The organism is Saccharopolyspora antiqui, from assembly GCF_052246905.1.
Classification (GTDB): Bacteria; Actinomycetota; Actinomycetes; order Mycobacteriales; family Pseudonocardiaceae; genus Saccharopolyspora.
The window spans coordinates 958,805-974,816 of the sequence record NZ_JBQQBO010000001.1 but is presented as its reverse complement, the minus strand read 5'-3'; the positions used below and the strand labels follow the sequence as shown (position 1 = coordinate 974,816).

General features: G+C 70.4%; 14 protein-coding genes. 11 read left to right on the top strand and 3 right to left on the bottom strand.

Translation table 11 applies throughout. The features are described from left to right. Positions 1-30 precede the first annotated feature (30 nt). Positions 31-522 (bottom strand): Lrp/AsnC family transcriptional regulator, encoded by a 492-nt coding sequence (locus ACTWQN_RS04205; RefSeq protein ID WP_443201960.1) that lies wholly within the window; start codon positions 520-522, stop codon positions 31-33. 117 nt (positions 523-639) lie between these two features. Here ACTWQN_RS04205 and ACTWQN_RS04200 point away from each other — a divergent pair, with 117 nt between their 5' ends. Continuing rightward, the gene (locus tag ACTWQN_RS04200; protein WP_443201959.1) at positions 640-2,952 is read left to right on the top strand and encodes a thiamine pyrophosphate-binding protein; all 2,313 of its coding nucleotides are present in this window, start codon (positions 640-642) and stop codon (positions 2,950-2,952) included. A gap of 127 nt (positions 2,953-3,079) precedes the next feature. Continuing rightward, positions 3,080-3,847: an oxygenase MpaB family protein gene (locus ACTWQN_RS04195; protein WP_443202024.1), complete on the top strand. Its 768-nt coding sequence runs from the start codon at positions 3,080-3,082 to the stop codon at positions 3,845-3,847. 31 nt (positions 3,848-3,878) lie between these two features. Here the strand turns inward: ACTWQN_RS04195 and sbnB are convergent, their stop codons facing one another. After that, complete coding sequence (gene sbnB / locus ACTWQN_RS04190; protein ID WP_443202023.1) at positions 3,879-4,898, bottom strand: 2,3-diaminopropionate biosynthesis protein SbnB; 1,020 nt, start codon at positions 4,896-4,898, stop codon at positions 3,879-3,881. A gap of 145 nt (positions 4,899-5,043) precedes the next feature. On the opposite strand from sbnB, the gene ACTWQN_RS04185 reads away from it, so the two are divergent. Both ACTWQN_RS04185 and ACTWQN_RS04180 read left to right on the top strand, forming a co-directional pair. Beyond that, positions 5,044-5,943: a universal stress protein gene (locus ACTWQN_RS04185; protein ID WP_443201958.1), complete on the top strand. Its 900-nt coding sequence runs from the start codon at positions 5,044-5,046 to the stop codon at positions 5,941-5,943. 118 nt (positions 5,944-6,061) lie between these two features. After that, positions 6,062-7,189, top strand: a complete 1,128-nt coding sequence (locus ACTWQN_RS04180; RefSeq protein ID WP_443201957.1) for an NDMA-dependent alcohol dehydrogenase — start codon at positions 6,062-6,064, stop codon at positions 7,187-7,189. A gap of 177 nt (positions 7,190-7,366) precedes the next feature. On the opposite strand, the gene mftR is transcribed toward ACTWQN_RS04180, so the two are convergent. Beyond that, positions 7,367-7,933, bottom strand: coding sequence for a mycofactocin system transcriptional regulator MftR (mftR, locus tag ACTWQN_RS04175; RefSeq protein ID WP_443201956.1), 567 nt, complete (start codon positions 7,931-7,933; stop codon positions 7,367-7,369). Between the two features lie 146 nt (positions 7,934-8,079). Between mftR and mftA the strand changes: the two genes are divergently transcribed. The 7 genes from mftA to ACTWQN_RS04140 all read left to right on the top strand — a co-directional run bounded on the left by mftA (position 8,080) and on the right by ACTWQN_RS04140 (position 16,011). Beyond that, positions 8,080-8,187, top strand: coding sequence for a mycofactocin precursor MftA (mftA, locus tag ACTWQN_RS04170; protein ID WP_443201955.1), 108 nt, complete (start codon positions 8,080-8,082; stop codon positions 8,185-8,187). 2 nt (positions 8,188-8,189) lie between these two features. Continuing rightward, positions 8,190-8,462, top strand: coding sequence for a mycofactocin biosynthesis chaperone MftB (gene mftB, locus ACTWQN_RS04165; protein WP_443201954.1), 273 nt, complete (start codon positions 8,190-8,192; stop codon positions 8,460-8,462). A gap of 103 nt (positions 8,463-8,565) precedes the next feature. After that, a complete protein-coding gene (gene mftC, locus ACTWQN_RS04160) occupies positions 8,566-9,759 on the top strand; it encodes a mycofactocin radical SAM maturase (protein WP_443201953.1) in 1,194 nt (397 codons plus the stop codon). Beyond that, positions 9,756-11,702: a mycofactocin system FadH/OYE family oxidoreductase 1 gene (locus tag ACTWQN_RS04155; protein ID WP_443201952.1), complete on the top strand. Its 1,947-nt coding sequence runs from the start codon at positions 9,756-9,758 to the stop codon at positions 11,700-11,702. Before mftC ends, ACTWQN_RS04155 begins: the two co-directional genes overlap by 4 nt. A gap of 133 nt (positions 11,703-11,835) precedes the next feature. Next, entirely contained in the window at positions 11,836-13,779 is a 1,944-nt protein-coding gene (locus ACTWQN_RS04150) for a mycofactocin system FadH/OYE family oxidoreductase 2 (RefSeq protein WP_443201951.1), read from the top strand. After that, entirely contained in the window at positions 13,776-14,714 is a 939-nt protein-coding gene (locus ACTWQN_RS04145; protein WP_443201950.1) for a mycofactocin-associated electron transfer flavoprotein alpha subunit, read from the top strand. Before ACTWQN_RS04150 ends, ACTWQN_RS04145 begins: the two co-directional genes overlap by 4 nt. Beyond that, the gene (locus tag ACTWQN_RS04140; RefSeq protein ID WP_443201949.1) at positions 14,707-16,011 is read left to right on the top strand and encodes an FAD-dependent oxidoreductase; all 1,305 of its coding nucleotides are present in this window, start codon (positions 14,707-14,709) and stop codon (positions 16,009-16,011) included. Before ACTWQN_RS04145 ends, ACTWQN_RS04140 begins: the two co-directional genes overlap by 8 nt. Position 16,012: the final 1 nt, after the last annotated feature.

Here is a 16,012-nt window from a genome sequence, read left to right as displayed (position 1 = left end):
TCGGTTTCGCGCGAAATCGGCAGGTGATCCTCAACGGTCGGCGAGGGCCTTCGCCAGCAGCGGGGTCAGGCGGAAGTCGACGAGGCTGCGCATCGCCAGGGCGAAGTTGGTCCGCTCCACGCCTGGCGTGGCGAGGACCTGACCGGCGATCCGGTACAGGTCGTCGGCGTCGACCGCCACCACCCGCACCAGCAGGTCGGTCGCGCCGGTCAGTCCGAAGACCTCGACGACCTCGGGGATCTCGGCCATCGATTCGGCGAGCTCGCCGAGCATCTGCTGGGTGACCTGCACGGTGATGAAGGCGGTCAGCGGATAGCCGAGCGCGGCCGGGTCGATGCGCCGCTGGAAGGACCCCAGCCTGCGCTCCAGCTTGCTGAGCCGGGCCTGCACCGTGTTGCGGGACAGGCCGACGCGTTCGGCCAGCGCCACCACCGTCGCGCGGGGTTCGGCGTTCAACGCCTGCAACAGCCGGATGTCGACCTCGTCGAGGGTGGGGGCGCTGGGCACAATGCTCACCTTCATCAACTCGCACCGACGCGGGCCGGTGCAGAATGCGCAAAATCCGATCCGGAACTTGTGCAGAGATTGTGCGCTTGGTGTTCTCTTCAATGCAATGTGACAATTCTTCGAGGAGGCCTGATGACCAGCGCGGTGCCGGTCCAGGCGGCGACGGCCGAACCCCTGCGCGAGGTCGAGCGGCGGGTGCTGTGGCTGTCGACGGCGATCATCGACCACGCGAACCGGGTGCGCCCCAACACCTCGGGCCTGAAGGTCGGCGGGCACCAGGCGTCCTGCGCCTCGATGGTGTCGATCATGACGTCGCTGTACTTCGAGCACCTGACCGCGGCGGACCGGGTTTCGGTGAAGCCGCACGCATCCCCGGTGCTGCACGCGATCAACTACCTGCTCGGCGAGCTCGACGAGTCGTACCTGAGCACGCTGCGCGAATTCGGCGGCCTGCAGAGCTACCCGAGCCGCACCAAGGACCCCGACCCGGCGGACTACTCGACCGGCTCCGTCGGGCTCGGCGCCACGGCGCCCATCTGGGGCGCGGTGGCCCGCCGCTACGTCGACAGCCACCTCGGCGACGCGGGCACCGGGCGGCAGTACTCGCTGCTGGGCGACGCCGAACTGGACGAGGGCGCCTGCTGGGAAGCGATCATGGACCCGACCGTCGCCGACCTCGGCGAGGTGGTCTGGATCGTCGACCTCAACCGGCAGTCGCTGGACCGCGTCGTGCCCAACATCGCGGCCAACCGCCTGCAGGGCATGTTCGCCGCCGCGGGCTGGCAGGTGCTCACCCTCAAGTACGGGCGGCTGCTGGAAGGACTGTTCGCCAGGCCCGGCGGCGCGGCGCTGCGGGCGCGCATCGACGGCATGAGCAACCCCGAATACCAGCGGCTGCTGCGCTGCACGCCGGAACAGCTGCGCGAACGGCTGCCCGGTCCGGACGGTGCCGAGATCACCCGGCTGCTCTCCGATGTGGACGATGAGACGCTGGCCGCCGCGATCCGCAACCTGGGCGGCCACGACCTGGCGGCGCTCGACGAGGCGTTCCGGGCCATCGACGACACCCGCCCCACGGTCGTTTTCGCTTACACCATCAAGGGATACGGCCTCGCCACCGAAGGTCACCCGCAGAACCACAGCTCGCTGCTGAGCGCCGATCAGATGCGGCTGCTCGCCGAGCACGTCGGTGCCGATCTCGACGACCCGTGGCACCGGTTCCCGGCGGAGGGCGCGGCGGGGCAGCGGTGCGCCGACGCCGCGGCCCGGCTGCGGCGACGCGAGCGCGAGCAGGTGTCGCCGCCGGAACTGCCGGTGGACATCGGCCGGACGCCGACCGGCACCGCGACCACGCAGGCCGCGCTCGGCCGGACGCTGCTCGACCTCAAGCGCGGCGCGCCGGAAGCGGCGCGGCGGATCGTGACCCTCGCACCGGACGTCAGCTCCTCGACCAACCTGGGCGGCTGGCTGAACAAGGTGGGCGTCTGGTCGCCGACCGAGCGGGTGGACTGGTTCGCCGACGACACCGAAACCATCCTGCACTGGCGGGAACGCCCGGCGGGTCAGCACATCGAACTCGGCATCGCCGAGACGAACCTGGTGAGCCTGCTCGGCGAACTCGGCGCGACCTGGAGCCGCTGGGGACAGCCGCTGCTGCCGATCGGCGTGGTCTACGACTGCTTCGTCGGGCGCGCGCTGGAGCCGTGGTCGTTCGGGATGTACGGCGGCGGCCAGTCGATCCTGGTGGGCACACCCTCCGGGGTGAGCCTGGCGCCCGAGGGCGGCGCGCACCAGTCCGTGATCACCCCGTCGATCGGCCTGGAGCAGCCCGGCCTGACCAGCTACGAACCGGCGTTCGCCATCGACACCGAATGGTGCCTGCTGGCCGCGCTGTCGCGCCTGGGCAGGCCCGGCGGAACGTCCGCCTACCTGCGGCTGTCGACCCGCCCGGTCGATCAGACGCTCGCGGCGGTGCCCACCGACCCAGCGGCGCGCGAACGCCGTCGCCGCCAGGTGATCGGCGGCGCCTACCCGCTGCGCCGACACGCCCAGCCCGCGGTGACCCTGGCGGCGATGGGCGCCGTGGTGCCGGAAGCACTGGCGGCCGCGGACCGCCTCGACGCCCAGGGCATCGGCGCGGACGTGGTTTGCGTGACCAGCCCCGGTCTGCTGTTCGAGGCGCTGCGGGCACGCCAGGGCAGTGGTGGCCCGGTGGGGATCCTCGACCAGGTCTTCCCCGCACACCGGGCGAATCCGCTGGTGACCGTCCTCGATGGACATCCGCACGCGCTGGCGTTCCTGGCGGGCATCAACCGGGTGCGCGCGGCCCACCTCGGTGTCACCGCCTTCGGCCAGTCGGGCTCCCTGCCGGAGGTCTACCGCCACCACGGCATCGACGCCGACGCGATCGTGCGCACCGCCCTCGACGTCACCGACCACGCCTAGCGCGCACCCGTTGGGCAGCGGGCGCCCGGAACAGCCGGGCTCGTCTAATTGACTCGGTGCGGGCGGGTGTCGGACGGTGGACGTGGTGAACGAGGGCTGGCGCATCAACACGGTGCTCGGCGTGGGAATGCTGGCGGGCAGTGCGAACGTGATCATGCAGCTCGCCCGTCCCGGCGTGGGCTACGGCGTGCTGGAGAGCAGGGTGGAAAGCGGCCAGCTGTTCCGGCATCCGGCGAAGCGGACCCGCACCACCCTGGCCTACCTCGCCGTCGCGACGATGGGCACCGAGCGGGAGCGGGAGCTGTTCCGGCAGGGCGTCAACCGGGTCCACGCCCAGGTGCGCTCGACGGATTCGAGCCCGGTCACCTACCACGCGTTCGACCCGGACCTGCAACTGTGGGTGGCGGCCTGCTTGTACCGGGGCGTCGAGGATCTGCACCGGATCTTCTTCGGCGAGCCGGACGCCGAAACCGCCGAGGCCTTCTTCCGGGACGGTGCGGTGCTGGGCACCACGTTGCAGGTGCCGCCGCAGGCGTGGCCGGTCGATCGCGCCGCCTTCGAGGAGTACTGGACCGAGTCCCTGAACCGCATCGCGATCGACGACGCGGTGCGCGACTACCTGTCCGCCGTGACGATGCTGGCCTGGCTGCCGCGCCCGCTGCCGTTGCTGTTCGGCCGCTTCAACAGGTTCGTCACGACCGGTTTCCTCACGGAACGGTTCCGGGCCGAGATGCGCCTGCGCTGGACCGACCGGGACCAGCGGCGGTTCGACGCGCTCATGTCGGTGATCGCGGCGATCGTGCGCCGCCTGCCACCGGTGCTGCGGCGATTCCCGTTCAACCTCGTGCTCTGGGACCTCCGCCGCCGCATCAGGACCGGCCGCCCCCTCGTGTGACGGAGCGGGACGGCGGTCGCTGAACCGCCGATCAGGCGTAGCGGTTCAGCTCGGCGAAGAAACCGGGCACGGCATTCAGCTCGCCAGCTTCGGCCAGCTGGTCGTGGACGTACTTGCCGACGGCCAGGTCCAGCACGCCCAGCCCGAACGGGGAGAAGATCACCGGCCGGTCAGCGGGCCAGTCCAGCGATCCGTCCAGCAACTCGGGCATGGCACCGGCGACGAAATCCCGGTTGCCGGTCCGCTGCTCGGTCAGGTGCAGCGACGTGTTGGCCTTCATGCAGTGCTCGACGTCGTCGGTGATGTTGCAGGCGGCGAGGATGACCTCCGGCGAGAGGTCCCGCAGCGAGACGTGCAGCACCAACGGGTGGTGCGCGAACCAGCTCGGGTCGGTCACGTGCGGTTCGCCCGCGGTGGTGGCGAAGACGACCAGGTCGGCGGAGCGGATCAGCTCCTCCGGCCTGTCGTGCACGGTGATCGTGCCGGTCTCGGTCCGCCGCAGATACCCCTTGAACGCCTCGGCGTATGCCGTGGACCGATCGTGCACGCCGAGCTCGTCGAACTCGAAACCGTTGGCGGACAGGTAGGTGTGGATGTACCGGGCGATGAGCCCGGTGCCCACGAAACCGACCCGACGCGGCTTGCCACCGCGCCGCTGGCTGATCCGCACCGCGGCCAGCGCCGCCGACGCCGCGGTCCGGGCCGCGCTGATGATGGAGCTTTCCAGGCAGGCGAACGGATGACCGGTGCCGGGATCGTTGAGGATCAGCACCGCGGAGGCGCGGGGCAGCCCGGCGTCCAGATTCGCCGGGAAGCTGGAGATCCACTTGATGCCGTGCACGTCGACATCGCCGCGCACCGAGGCGGGCAGTGCGATGATCCGCGACGCGGGATCGTCCGGGAACCGCAAGAAGTACGAATCGGGGTTCACCGTCCGCCCCTCGCCGTGCAACCGGTAGGCCGCTTCGACCACGCGCGTCACCTGCTGCTCCCGACCGCTGAGCACCTCGCGCACCTGGCTGCCGGAAATCACGCTGAAGGACGGGTTCATCGGGGAGTTCACGCCGACATTAAACCGGTGGCGCGTGCGAAGGCGGCCTCCAACCCGCTTTCGCACGCGCGAGATCGGCGAGCGCGTTGGGCTGGGGGCGACCACCCTGGTGGTGTCGTACGGGCAGCACCAGGAGGACGGCCGGATGAGCGGTGTCGGAACCGGACCCGTGGTCGTGGGCGTGGACGGTTCGGCGGTCGCGCGCAACGCGGCCCGGTGGGCGGCTCGCGAGGCGGACCGCCGGAGGACCGAGCTGCGGATCGTGTACGCGGACCCGACCGCCCAGCCCGTGCTGTCGGAAATCCCCGGCGTGCACTGGCCGAAGGAGCACGAGGCGCACATCCGGGAACAGGTCGCGCGGTGGCTTTCCACCGGCGCCGAAGCAGCCCGGGAGCAGGCGCCGGAACTGCCGGTGAGCACCGCGTCCAGTCCGGGCACCCCCGACAAGGTCCTGATCGCGGAATCCGAGACGGCCGGGCTGCTGGTGGTGGGCGATCGCGGTTTCGGCGGATTCACCGGACTGCTCGCCGGCGCGGTGGCCGTGAAGGTCGCCGCGTACGCGAACTGCTCGGTGGCGGTCGTGCCGGATGTCGGTGATCCGCTGACCTTTCCGGTGACCGGTCCGGTCGTGGCCGGGGTGGACGACCCCCGATCCGCCGAGTCGGTGCTCGCGCACGCCTTCGCGGTGGCGGCGTCCTGGACGGTCCCGCTGCACGTGGTGCACACCTGGGAAGTGATCGGGATCGACCTCAAGTGGATGCGCACCCGGCTGCCAGAGGAAGAGGTCGCTGAAAGGGAGCAGCGGTTCGTCTCCGAGGCCCTGGCGGGCTGGAGTTCGCGCTTCCCAGACGTCGAGGTGCAGCGGTTCGTGAGTCGCGGATCGCCGACCGCCGAATTGCTCGCGCACGCCAAGCAGGCCCAGCTCGTGGTGGTGGGCGCACGAGGTAGGGGCGGGTTCCCGGGCCTGCGGCTGGGCTCCACCAGCCACAAGCTGATCCACCACTCGCCGTGCCCGGTCATCGTGGTGCGCGACGACCAGCCGTAGCGAACAGCCCCTGTTCGTGCCCCGGAGATCCACCCCTTGACTGGATTCTCGCGGTTTTCCATGCTCGGGAAGCCATAGGTGACCTTGACCTGGTTCGCCCATTCGACGAGGAGTGGCTATGAAGACCAAGGCTGCGGTGCTGCACGGTCCCGGCAAGGACTGGGAGATCGACGAGATCGACTTGGGCGACCCGGTGGCCGGTGAGGTGCAGGTGCGGCTCGCGGCCTCGGGACTGTGCCACTCCGACGAGCACCTGCGCACCGGCGCGAGCCCGGCCGCGTCGTACCCCGCGCTGGGCGGGCACGAGGGCGCCGGGGTGGTCACCAAGGTGGGGCCCGAGGTTCCAGGTCTGGCGGAAGGCGACCACGTCGTGCTGGCGTTCATCCCCGGCTGCGGGACGTGTCGGCCCTGCGCGCGCGGGATGCAGAACCTCTGCGACACCGGTGCCAGCCTGCTCAGCGGCCGGGCCATCTCCGACGGAACGTACCGGGTCAGCCTGCGCGGCAAGCCGGTCGTGCCGATGTGCCTGCTGGGGACCTTCGCGCCGTACGTGACGGTCAACCAGGCGTCGGTGATCAAGATCGAGAACGACATCCCGCTGGACAAGGCCGCACTGCTGGGCTGCGGCGTGTCCACCGGGTGGGGTTCGGCCACCGAGGTCGGCGGGACCCGCGCCGGTGACACGGTGGTGGTCGTGGGCGTTGGTGGTGTCGGGATCAACGCCGTGCAGGGCGCGGCCGCGGCTGGCGCGCGCTACGTGATCGCGGTCGACCCGGTGGCGTTCAAGCGGGAGAAGGCACTGGAACTGGGTGCCACGCACGCGTTTCCGTCGATGGACGAGGCGGCGGCGCCGATCGGCGAGCTGACCTGGGGGCAGAACGCCAACACCACGATCCTGGCCATCGGCGACCTCAAGGGCGAGCAGCTGCAACCGGCGCTCGCGCTGACCGGCAAGGGTGGTCAGGTGGTGGTCACCGGGATGGGCGATGCGAAGCAGGTCGATACCTCGCTGCGCCTGCACGAACTGACGTTGCTGCAGAAGCGGGTGCAGGGCGCGATCTTCGGCGGCGTCAGCCCGCGCACCCAGATCCCGCGGCTGCTGGAGCTCTACCGGCACGGCACGCTGAAGCTGGACGAGCTGGTCACCAACACCTACCAGCTGGAAGACATCAACACCGGCTACCAGGACATGCGTGACGGCAAGAACCTGCGCGGGATGATCCGCTACGGCGACGGCGACTACTGACCGCACCGCGGGTCGTGAGTGCGAAAGCCGACTCCAGCCGGTTTAGGCACTCACGACCCCAGTCGGGTGATGAGTGAAGGGCACCGTTTACCCAGTAAGTTGGTAAAAGGTGCCCTTCACCTCGTTCCCGTCACCTGTGGTGCGGCGGAGTTGGGTTGCGCTGGCTGGGTTTTGCGGTCATGGCTGGGGAGCGGCTTCGAAGCTGGTGGCCAGTTCGCGCATTGCGGTGTCGAGCAGGTCGGTGAGCTCGGTTTCGGGCTCGTCGAGCCACCGCTCGTAGGCGGCGAGGGCGACGCCGAGGGTGGCGTGCGCGATGGTCTGCGGGGCGAGGCCGTCGGCGGGTTGCCCGAGGCGGATCGCGGCGAACTCGGCGATCACCTGACGCCACGCCTGGAACCGCAGCGTCGAGTGCGCCTGCAGGGCGGGCACGCCGAGGATGAGGCGCATCCGGCGGCGGTGCGCCGGGACCTGCTCCGGGGCGACCCGGTTGAACTCGACCAGGCAGTGCCGGATCGCCGCCATCAGCGGGGTTCGTGTTGGCAGGGCGTGGAAATCCGCGCGCATCCTGGCCAGTTCCCGGTCGAAGTCGCCCCACGGGACGTCGTTCTTCGACCGGAAGTAGTGGAAGAACGTCCGTCGGGCGATACCGGCCGCGCGGGCGATGTCGGTGACGGTGGTGCGTTCGAAGCCCTGTTCGTCGAAGAGCTCGAAGGCGACCTGCTCCAGCTCGGCGGCGGTGGTCACCTTCCGCCGTCCGCCGGGTCGCGGGACTGCGCCAACGGTGTTGTGCCCCAACGGATGTCTCTCCAGGTCTTCCAAAATGCACTCGGTGCAAATACGGTGGCTCCGGTGGTCGAGGAAACTCGGCCCGCGCCGAGGAGGAGCATCGCATGGCTGACGAACAGCACGAAGTGGGCACGGTCGTCGCCGAACCGGCGATCGAAGAGGAACTGCTCGTGGAAGAGGTCTCGATCGACGGGATGTGCGGGGTCTACTGACCGTGGCCGGCACAGCGGAGTTCGATTCGAGCCTGGGTTACCAGTTGAACCCGCAGGTCGCGCTGCGCCCCGAGCCGTTCGGGGCGCTCGCGTACCACTTCGGCAACCGCAAGTTGTCGTTCCTGAAAGTCCCCGAACTGGTGGACCTGGTGCGCGGTCTCGGCGAGCACACCAGCGTCGAGGAAGCGTTGTTGGACGTCCCGGAGGACCGGCGGGCGCAGTTCCGGCGGGCGTTGGCCTCCTTGGCCGCCACCGACATGATCCGGCCTCGGTGAGGCTGCGTTCTGACTAGTGCGAAATGGTGGCGATCTCGCGCGAAACCGCCGCGATCAGCACCGCGAGGCAATCGAGCCGCACAACCTCGAAGTGGAGGCCAGCATGACCGCGGTCTGCGAACCGGCGCCCGTTCCCTCGCTGGTGGAGCAGTTCAAGGGCGGGTTGGACGCCCCGATCTGCCTGACCTGGGAGTGGACGTACGCCTGCAACCTGGCTTGCGAGCACTGCCTTTCATCGTCCGGGCGGCGGGATCCGCGCGAGTTGAGCACGGCCGAGATGAAGGCCGTGATCGACGAGTTGCAGCGGATGCAGGTCTTCTACGTCAACGTCGGCGGCGGTGAGCCGACGGTGCGCCCGGACTTCTGGGAACTGCTCGACTACGCCATCGAACACCAGGTGGGCGTCAAGTTCTCCACCAACGGCCTGCGCATCGATGCCGAGCGCGCCGCGCAACTGGCCGCCACCGACTACGTGGACGTGCAGATCTCGCTGGACGGGGCGACGCGCGAGGTCAACGACGCCGTGCGCGGGCCCGGCTCGTTCGACATGGCGATGCGCGCGCTGGCGAACCTGTCCGCCGCCGGGATGCGGGACTTCAAGATCTCGGTCGTCATGACCAGGCAGAACGTTTCGCAGCTGGACGATTTCAAAGCGATCGCGGACCGGTTCGGCGCCCAGTTGCGCATCACCCGGTTGCGCCCGTCGGGGCGCGGGGCGGACGTGTGGGACGAGCTGCACCCCACGGATGCGCAGCAGCGGGAGATCTACGCCTGGTTGGTCGAGCACGGCGACGAGGTGCTCACCGGTGACTCGTTCTTCCACCTGAACGCGTTGGGGTCGACTCCGCTGCCGGGGCTGAACCTGTGCGGGGCCGGCCGGGTGGTGTGCCTGATCGACCCGGTGGGCGATGTGTACGCCTGCCCGTTCGCCATCCACGACGCGTTCAAGGCCGGGAACGTCCGCGAGGTCGGCGGGTTCGCCCGGGTGTGGCGGGAATCGGAGCTGTTCACCGAGCTCCGGCAGCCGCAGTCCGGTGGCGCGTGCCGGTCGTGCTCGGCGTTCGATTCGTGCCAGGGCGGTTGCATGGCGGCGAAGTTCTTCACCGGCCTGCCGCTGGACGGGCCGGATCCGGAATGCGTGCAGGGACACGGGACGACCGCACTGTCCCTTGTGGACCGCGCCGGGTTGCCGAAGGCGACGCAGGACCACTCCCGGTCGTCGCGGCGGGTGGGGTTGGGCATGCCGTCGGTTCCGGCGAAGCCGTGCGATTCCAGTCCGCTGGCGAGCCAGTTGTGAGTTCACCGCTGACCGGCACCGTCCGCCTGGGCGAGGTGACCGCACCCTCGCGGGTGCTGTTCGGTCCGCACGAGACGAACCTGGGCCGTGGCCGGGAGATCTCCGATCGCCACGTGGCCTACTACGCGGCTCGGGCCGCCGGTGGTGCAGGCGTGATCGTCACCGAGACCGCCAGCGCGCACCCCAGTGACTGGCCGTACGAGCGCGCGCCGCTGGCCAGCGAATGCGGTGCGGGGTGGGCGGCTGTCGCCGACGCCTGTCGGCCGCACGGCGCGGTGGTGCTCGCCGGGCTCGGACATGCCGGTTCGCAGGGCTCCTCGGCGTTCTCGCAAGGCGCGCTTTGGGCGCCGTCGCGCGTGCCGGACGTGGCCAGCCGCGAGATGCCGATGGAACTGGAGCAGACCGAGATCGACGAGCTCGTCGCGGGCTTCGCGGCGGCGGCGGAATCGGCCGTGCGGGCCGGAATGCACGGTGTGGAGGTCGAAGCAGGTCAGCATTCCCTGCTGCGCCAGTTCCTCTCCGGCCTCACCAACCAGCGCGCCGACGGCTACGGCGAGGACCGGACCCGGCTGCTGCGGGAGGTCCTGGGTGCGGTGCGCGACGCGATCGGTGGCGGGGTGGTGGGGCTGCGGCTGTCCTGCGACGAACTCGCCCCATGGGCGGGCATCACCCCGGAGCAGGCCGTCGGCATCGTCGAGGCGGTGCGGGAGCAGGTCGATTATCTCGTCGTGGTGCGCGGATCCGCGATGGCGACCTCGGCGACCCGCCCCGACCTGCACACCGAACCCGGCTTCAACATCGAGCTCTGCCAACGGATTCGCGGCGTCGCGCTACCGGTTCCGGTGGTGCTGCAGGGCAGCGTCGTGGAACCGCGGCAGGCCCAGCGGGCGTTGGACGACGGTGTTGCCGACCTGGTCGAGATGACCCGAGCCCAGATCGCCGAGCCCCGGTTGGTCGAACTCGTGCGGGCCGGGCATGCCGAGCGGGTTCGACCGTGCGTGCTGTGCAACCAGAAGTGCCGGGTGCGGGACAACCGCAACCCCATCGTGTCCTGCATCGGCGAGCCTGCCAGCGGGCACGAGACCGAAGGTCGTGAGTGCGAAAGCCGGTTGGAGCCGGTTTCCGCACTCACGACCCGGCGGCGGGACGTGCTCGTCGTCGGCGGTGGGCCAGCCGGGATGGAGGCGGCGCGGGTGCTGGCCTTGCGCGGCCACGCCGTTGAGATCGTCGAGCGGACCGACCGGCTGGGCGGCGCCGCGCGGTGGGCGGCGGAAGTCGGCGGACGCGCTCGGCTGCGACAGCTGGTGGACTGGCTGGCGGCGGAAGTGCGGCGGCTCGGCGTGCGCGTCACGCTCGGCACCGTGATCACCGACGGCACCGAAGTGGATTCCGGGCGGGACGTGCTGGTCGCGATCGGATCGGTGCCGGGGCCGCGCGGCTACGAGATGCACGGCGGCGCGGTCGTCGACGTGGCGGACCTGCTGGCTGGTGGCGCGGTACCGGACGGCCCGCTGGTGGTGTTCGACCCGGTCGGGGATGCCGTCGGCGTCGGCGTCGCCGAACTGCTGGCCGGGCAGGGCAGGAGCACCGCGATCGTCACCCAAGACCAGGTCGTGGGCACGCAGTTGGCGCTGACCGGCGACCTGGCCGATGCCAACGCCCGCCTGCAACAGGCCGGGGTGCGGCTGGAGAAGCGCTCGCTGCTGCGCGAAGTGCATCCGGATCACGTGGTGCTGGAAGACACCTTCACCGCCCAGCGCCGCAACCTGCCCTGTACCACAGTTATCCACTGTGGACATAGGTTGCCGAACCCGGCGCTGCCGCAGTGGCCGCGAGCCGGTGACTGCGTGGCGCCCCGGACGATCCACGAGGCCATCTTGGAAGGACGCCGCGTGGCACACCAGATCACCGAAGCACCGGTGCTCGCAGCGGAGGCGCGATGAGACATCCGCTGTCAACCTCAGTTCTCCCGAACCGCACCTCAGGGGACCGTGTCGCAAACCAGCCACAAGAAACGACGAAACGTGAGATCGGGCTGGACGTGACCAGCACTGTGAATCGCGGGGAGGCGGCACCGTGAGCGGTCACCGCTACCTGTTCTCACCACTGCGAATCGGGCCGGTCACGGTCGGCAACCGGATCGTCTTCTCGGCCCACCTGACGAACTACGCCCAGGACGGGCTGCCCAGCGAACAACACGCCGCCTACTACGCGGCGCGGGCCGCCGGTGGCGCGGGCCTGGTGATCACCGAGGAGCACTCGACGCATCCGACGGACTGGCCGTACGAGAAGCTGATCCACGGCTTCCGCCCGTCGGTCGTCCCCGGGTACCGCCGGATCACCGAGGCCGTCCACGCCCACGGCGTCCCGATCTTCGCCCAGCTCAACCACAACGGCGGGCAAGCGTCGTCGATGTACTCGCGGCTGCCCGTGTGGGCGCCATCGGCGGTGCCGGACCCGATGTTCCGGGAAGTGCCCAAGGCGATCGACACCGGCGAGATCGCCGAGGTCGTGGCCGGGTACGGCACGGTCGCCGGGCACTGCGCCGAAGGCGGATTCGACGGCGTCGAACTGCAGTGCTCGCACTCCTCGATCGTGCGCGGCTTCCTCTCCCCGGCGACGAACAAGCGCACCGACGCATACGGCGGCTCGCTGGCCAACCGCGCCCGGATCCTGCTGGAAATCATCGACGCGGTGCGCGACGCGCTCGGCCCAGATCGGGCGCTGGGCGTGCGGCTGTGCGGCGACGAGCTCATCGAGGGCGGCACCACCATCGACGAGGCGGTCGAGGTCGCCAGGATGGTGGCCGACACCGGCAAGGTCGACTACATCAACACCTCGATAGGCGTGGCGACCTCGACGCTCTACATGATCGAGGCGTCGATGGCGATACCGCCGGGCTATGCGCTGTTCATCTCGAACGCCATCCGCCGCGCCGTGGACCTGCCGGTGGTGGGGGTGGGGCGGATCAAAGATCCGCTGCAGGCCGAACGCGCCCTGGAAGAGGGACACTGCGACCTGGTCGGCGTCGTGCGCGGCCAGATCGCGGACCCGGACTTCGCCGCCAAAGCCAGGTCCGGGTACCGCAGCGACATCCGAACCTGCTTGTCGTGCAACCAGGAATGCGTCGGGCGGATGGGCCTGAACCGCTGGCTGGGCTGCATCGAGAACCCGCGCACCGGACGGGAGTCCGTGTCACTGCCGATGCCCCGCAAGCGGCGGCGGGTGCTCGTCGTCGGGGGCGGCCCGGCGGGCCTGCAGGCCGCGTCGACCGCGGCGGAGCGCGGCCACCACGTGACCCTGTTCGAGCGGGAGCAGGCCACCGGCGGCCAAGTCGCCGTTGCCGCGACGGTTCCCAGCCGCGCGGAGTTCCTCGACGTGGTGCGCAACCTGCGTGCCGAATGCGAGCGGCACGGGGTGGACGTCAAGACCGGAGTCGCCGCGACAGCCGAGATGCTGCGTGCCGAGCACCCCGATGCGGTCGTGCTCGCCACCGGCGCCCGGCCGCAGCCGGTGCACTGGGCGGTGGACGGGGTCGTCGACGTCCGCGATGTGCTGGAGGGCCGCGCCGCACCGGAAGGCGACGTGCTGGTGGTCGACGAACTGGGATTCCACCAGGCATCGTCGGTCGCCGAACTGCTGGCCGACCGGGGCTGCCGGGTGCAGATCTCGACACCGGGCATGGTGGTTTGCCAGGACCTGGGCGTGACGCTGGACATGGAGACCTTCAACGTCCGCGCCCACGCGAAGGGCATCGAGCAGCGCACCGACGAGGTCGTGATGTCAGCGTCGGCCGAGCCGACCGGGGTCGTGCTGCAAATCCTCAAGCACACCACCGCAACCTTGGCCGAAGCCCGGTTCGACTGGGTGGTGTGCGCGACGCACCAGAGCCCGGCGGACGAGCTGTGGCAGGAGTTGAAGCAGGCACCGTTCGAGGTGCACCGGATTGGCGACTGCGTCGCACCGCGCCGCGCGCACGCCGCCGTCGTCGAGGGACATCGAGTGGCGGTGGACCTGTGAACGAACTGCCGAAGATGCTCGCCGTGGTGGTCGTCCGCGACGGCGCGCTGCCCGGCGGCGCCGACGAGGTGGCGGCCGAATGCGGCGGAGCCGTCCTCGCGGTCGGAACCGGAACACCGGAGGCGGCACGCGCTTTCACCGCCGCGCGGCGGATCTGGACCGTCGAGGTTCCGGCGGTCGCACCCGGCGCGTTGGCCGCGGCGCTGGCACCGCTGCTCGAACCGGTCGACGTCGTGCTGCTACCGGCATCTCCCGACGGGCGGGACCTCGCCGCCCGGTTGGCGTTCCAGATCCAACGGCCGCTGCTGGCCGGTGCCCTCCGATGCACGTCCGAGGCAGCGGATCTGTCCAGATTGGACGATTCGCTGGAAGTTCGGGTCCCGTTCGGCGAGCCGGTGGTGGCGACGCTGATCCCGGGGGTGCGCGGCATTCCGCAACCGGTGGCGGCGCCGGACCCGGTCGAATTGGCGGTGACCCTGCCCGAAGACGTCCTCGACGCCGAGGTCGTGAAGGTCCTGGAACCGGAGCCGGAAACGGTCGAACTGGCCGAGGCGACGCGCATCCTGGGCGGTGGTGCCGGACTGGTCCGGCCGGGCGAGGACGGTTCGGCGGTGCTGCGGACGCTGACCTCGGTGGCCGCCGCGCTGGGCGCCTCCGCGGGCGCGACTCGGGTGGTCACCGACGCCGGGTGGGCGGCGCACGACCGGCAGATCGGCACCACCGGAGTCGTGGTCGACCCCGAACTGTACGTGGCCTTCGGCATCTCCGGAGCCGCGCAGCACGTGGGCGGGCTTGGGCGGCCAGCACATGTGGTCAGCGTGAACACCGACCCGTCCTGCCCGATGACCGCGATGGCCGACCTGGGCATCGTCGCCGACGCGCCCGAAGTCCTGCGGGAACTGGCACGCCGACTGAACGGAGCCGCCGATGGCTGAACACTCCGATGTGGACGTCGTGGTGGTCGGGGCCGGTCCGGCCGGTTCGTCCGCCGCGCTGGAGCTGGCCCGCGCCGGGTGCGACGTGATCCTGCTGGAACGCGGACCGTTCCCCGGTTCGAAGAACGTCTACGGCGGTGTCGTCTACGGCCGGGTGCTCGACGAAGTGCTGCCCGCCTGGTGGGAGGACGCCCCGGTGCAGCGCTGGGTCACCCGCCGCAGCACCATGATGATGACCCCCACCCAAGCGCTCACCGTAGACTTCCGCACCGACGACTGGGGGAGCGCGCCGTACAACGGCATGACCACCTATCGCGCGGACTTCGACTCGTGGCTGGCGGGCAAGGCCGTGGACGCCGGTGCGCGGCTCGTGACCTCCACCGTCGCCACCGAACTGCTGCGCGACGCATCCGGCCGCGTGGTCGGCGTCCGCACCGACCGACCCGACGGCGACCTCCGGGCGAAACTGGTCATCGCCTGCGACGGGGTCAACTCCTTCCTGGCCAAACAGGCTGGTCTGCTGCCCGCGACCGACGCCGCGAACCAAACCCTCGGCGTGAAGGAAACCCTTGCCCTGCCGCGCAAAACCATCGAGGACCGGTTCGGCCTCAGCGGCGACGAAGGCGCCGACTTCGAAATCCTCGGCTGCACCGGCGACATCCCCGGCGGTGGTTTCCTCTACACCAACCGCGAGACCGTCAGCGTCGGTGTGGTGCTGTCGCTGACCGGGCTGGCCGCCTCGGGGCGGCGGCCCGAGGCGGTCCTCGCCGACCTCAAGGCGCACCGGGCCATCGCGCCGTACCTGCGGGGTGCGGAGCTCAAGGAGTACTCGGCGCACCTGATCCCGGAAGGCGGCTACCGGAGCATGCCGAAGCTGGCAGCCGACGGACTGCTGGTCGCCGGCGACGCGGCGGCGATGTGCCTGGCGGCCGGGATCTGGCTGGAAGGGGTCAATTTCGCCATCGGTTCCGGCCTGGCGGCCGGGCGCACCGCCGCCGAGGCCATCACCGCGGGCCAGCTCGACCGGCTCGACGGCTACCGCGAGCGGATGGAACGCAACTTCGTCCTGACCGACCACAAGAACCTGCGGGGCGCACCGCACCTGGTCCTCTCCGAGCGGGTGCAGCAGCGCTACCCGCGAATGCTGTGCGACTTCGCCCAGGAGGTCTTCACGGTCCGCAACCCGGAACCCAAACCAGGACTCGGCAAGCTGCTGCGCCGCGCGGCCACCCGGCACGGCGTCCGGTTGCGCGAGCTCGCCGCGGACGCCTGGGCCGGGTTCCGGGTCTTCGGCTGAG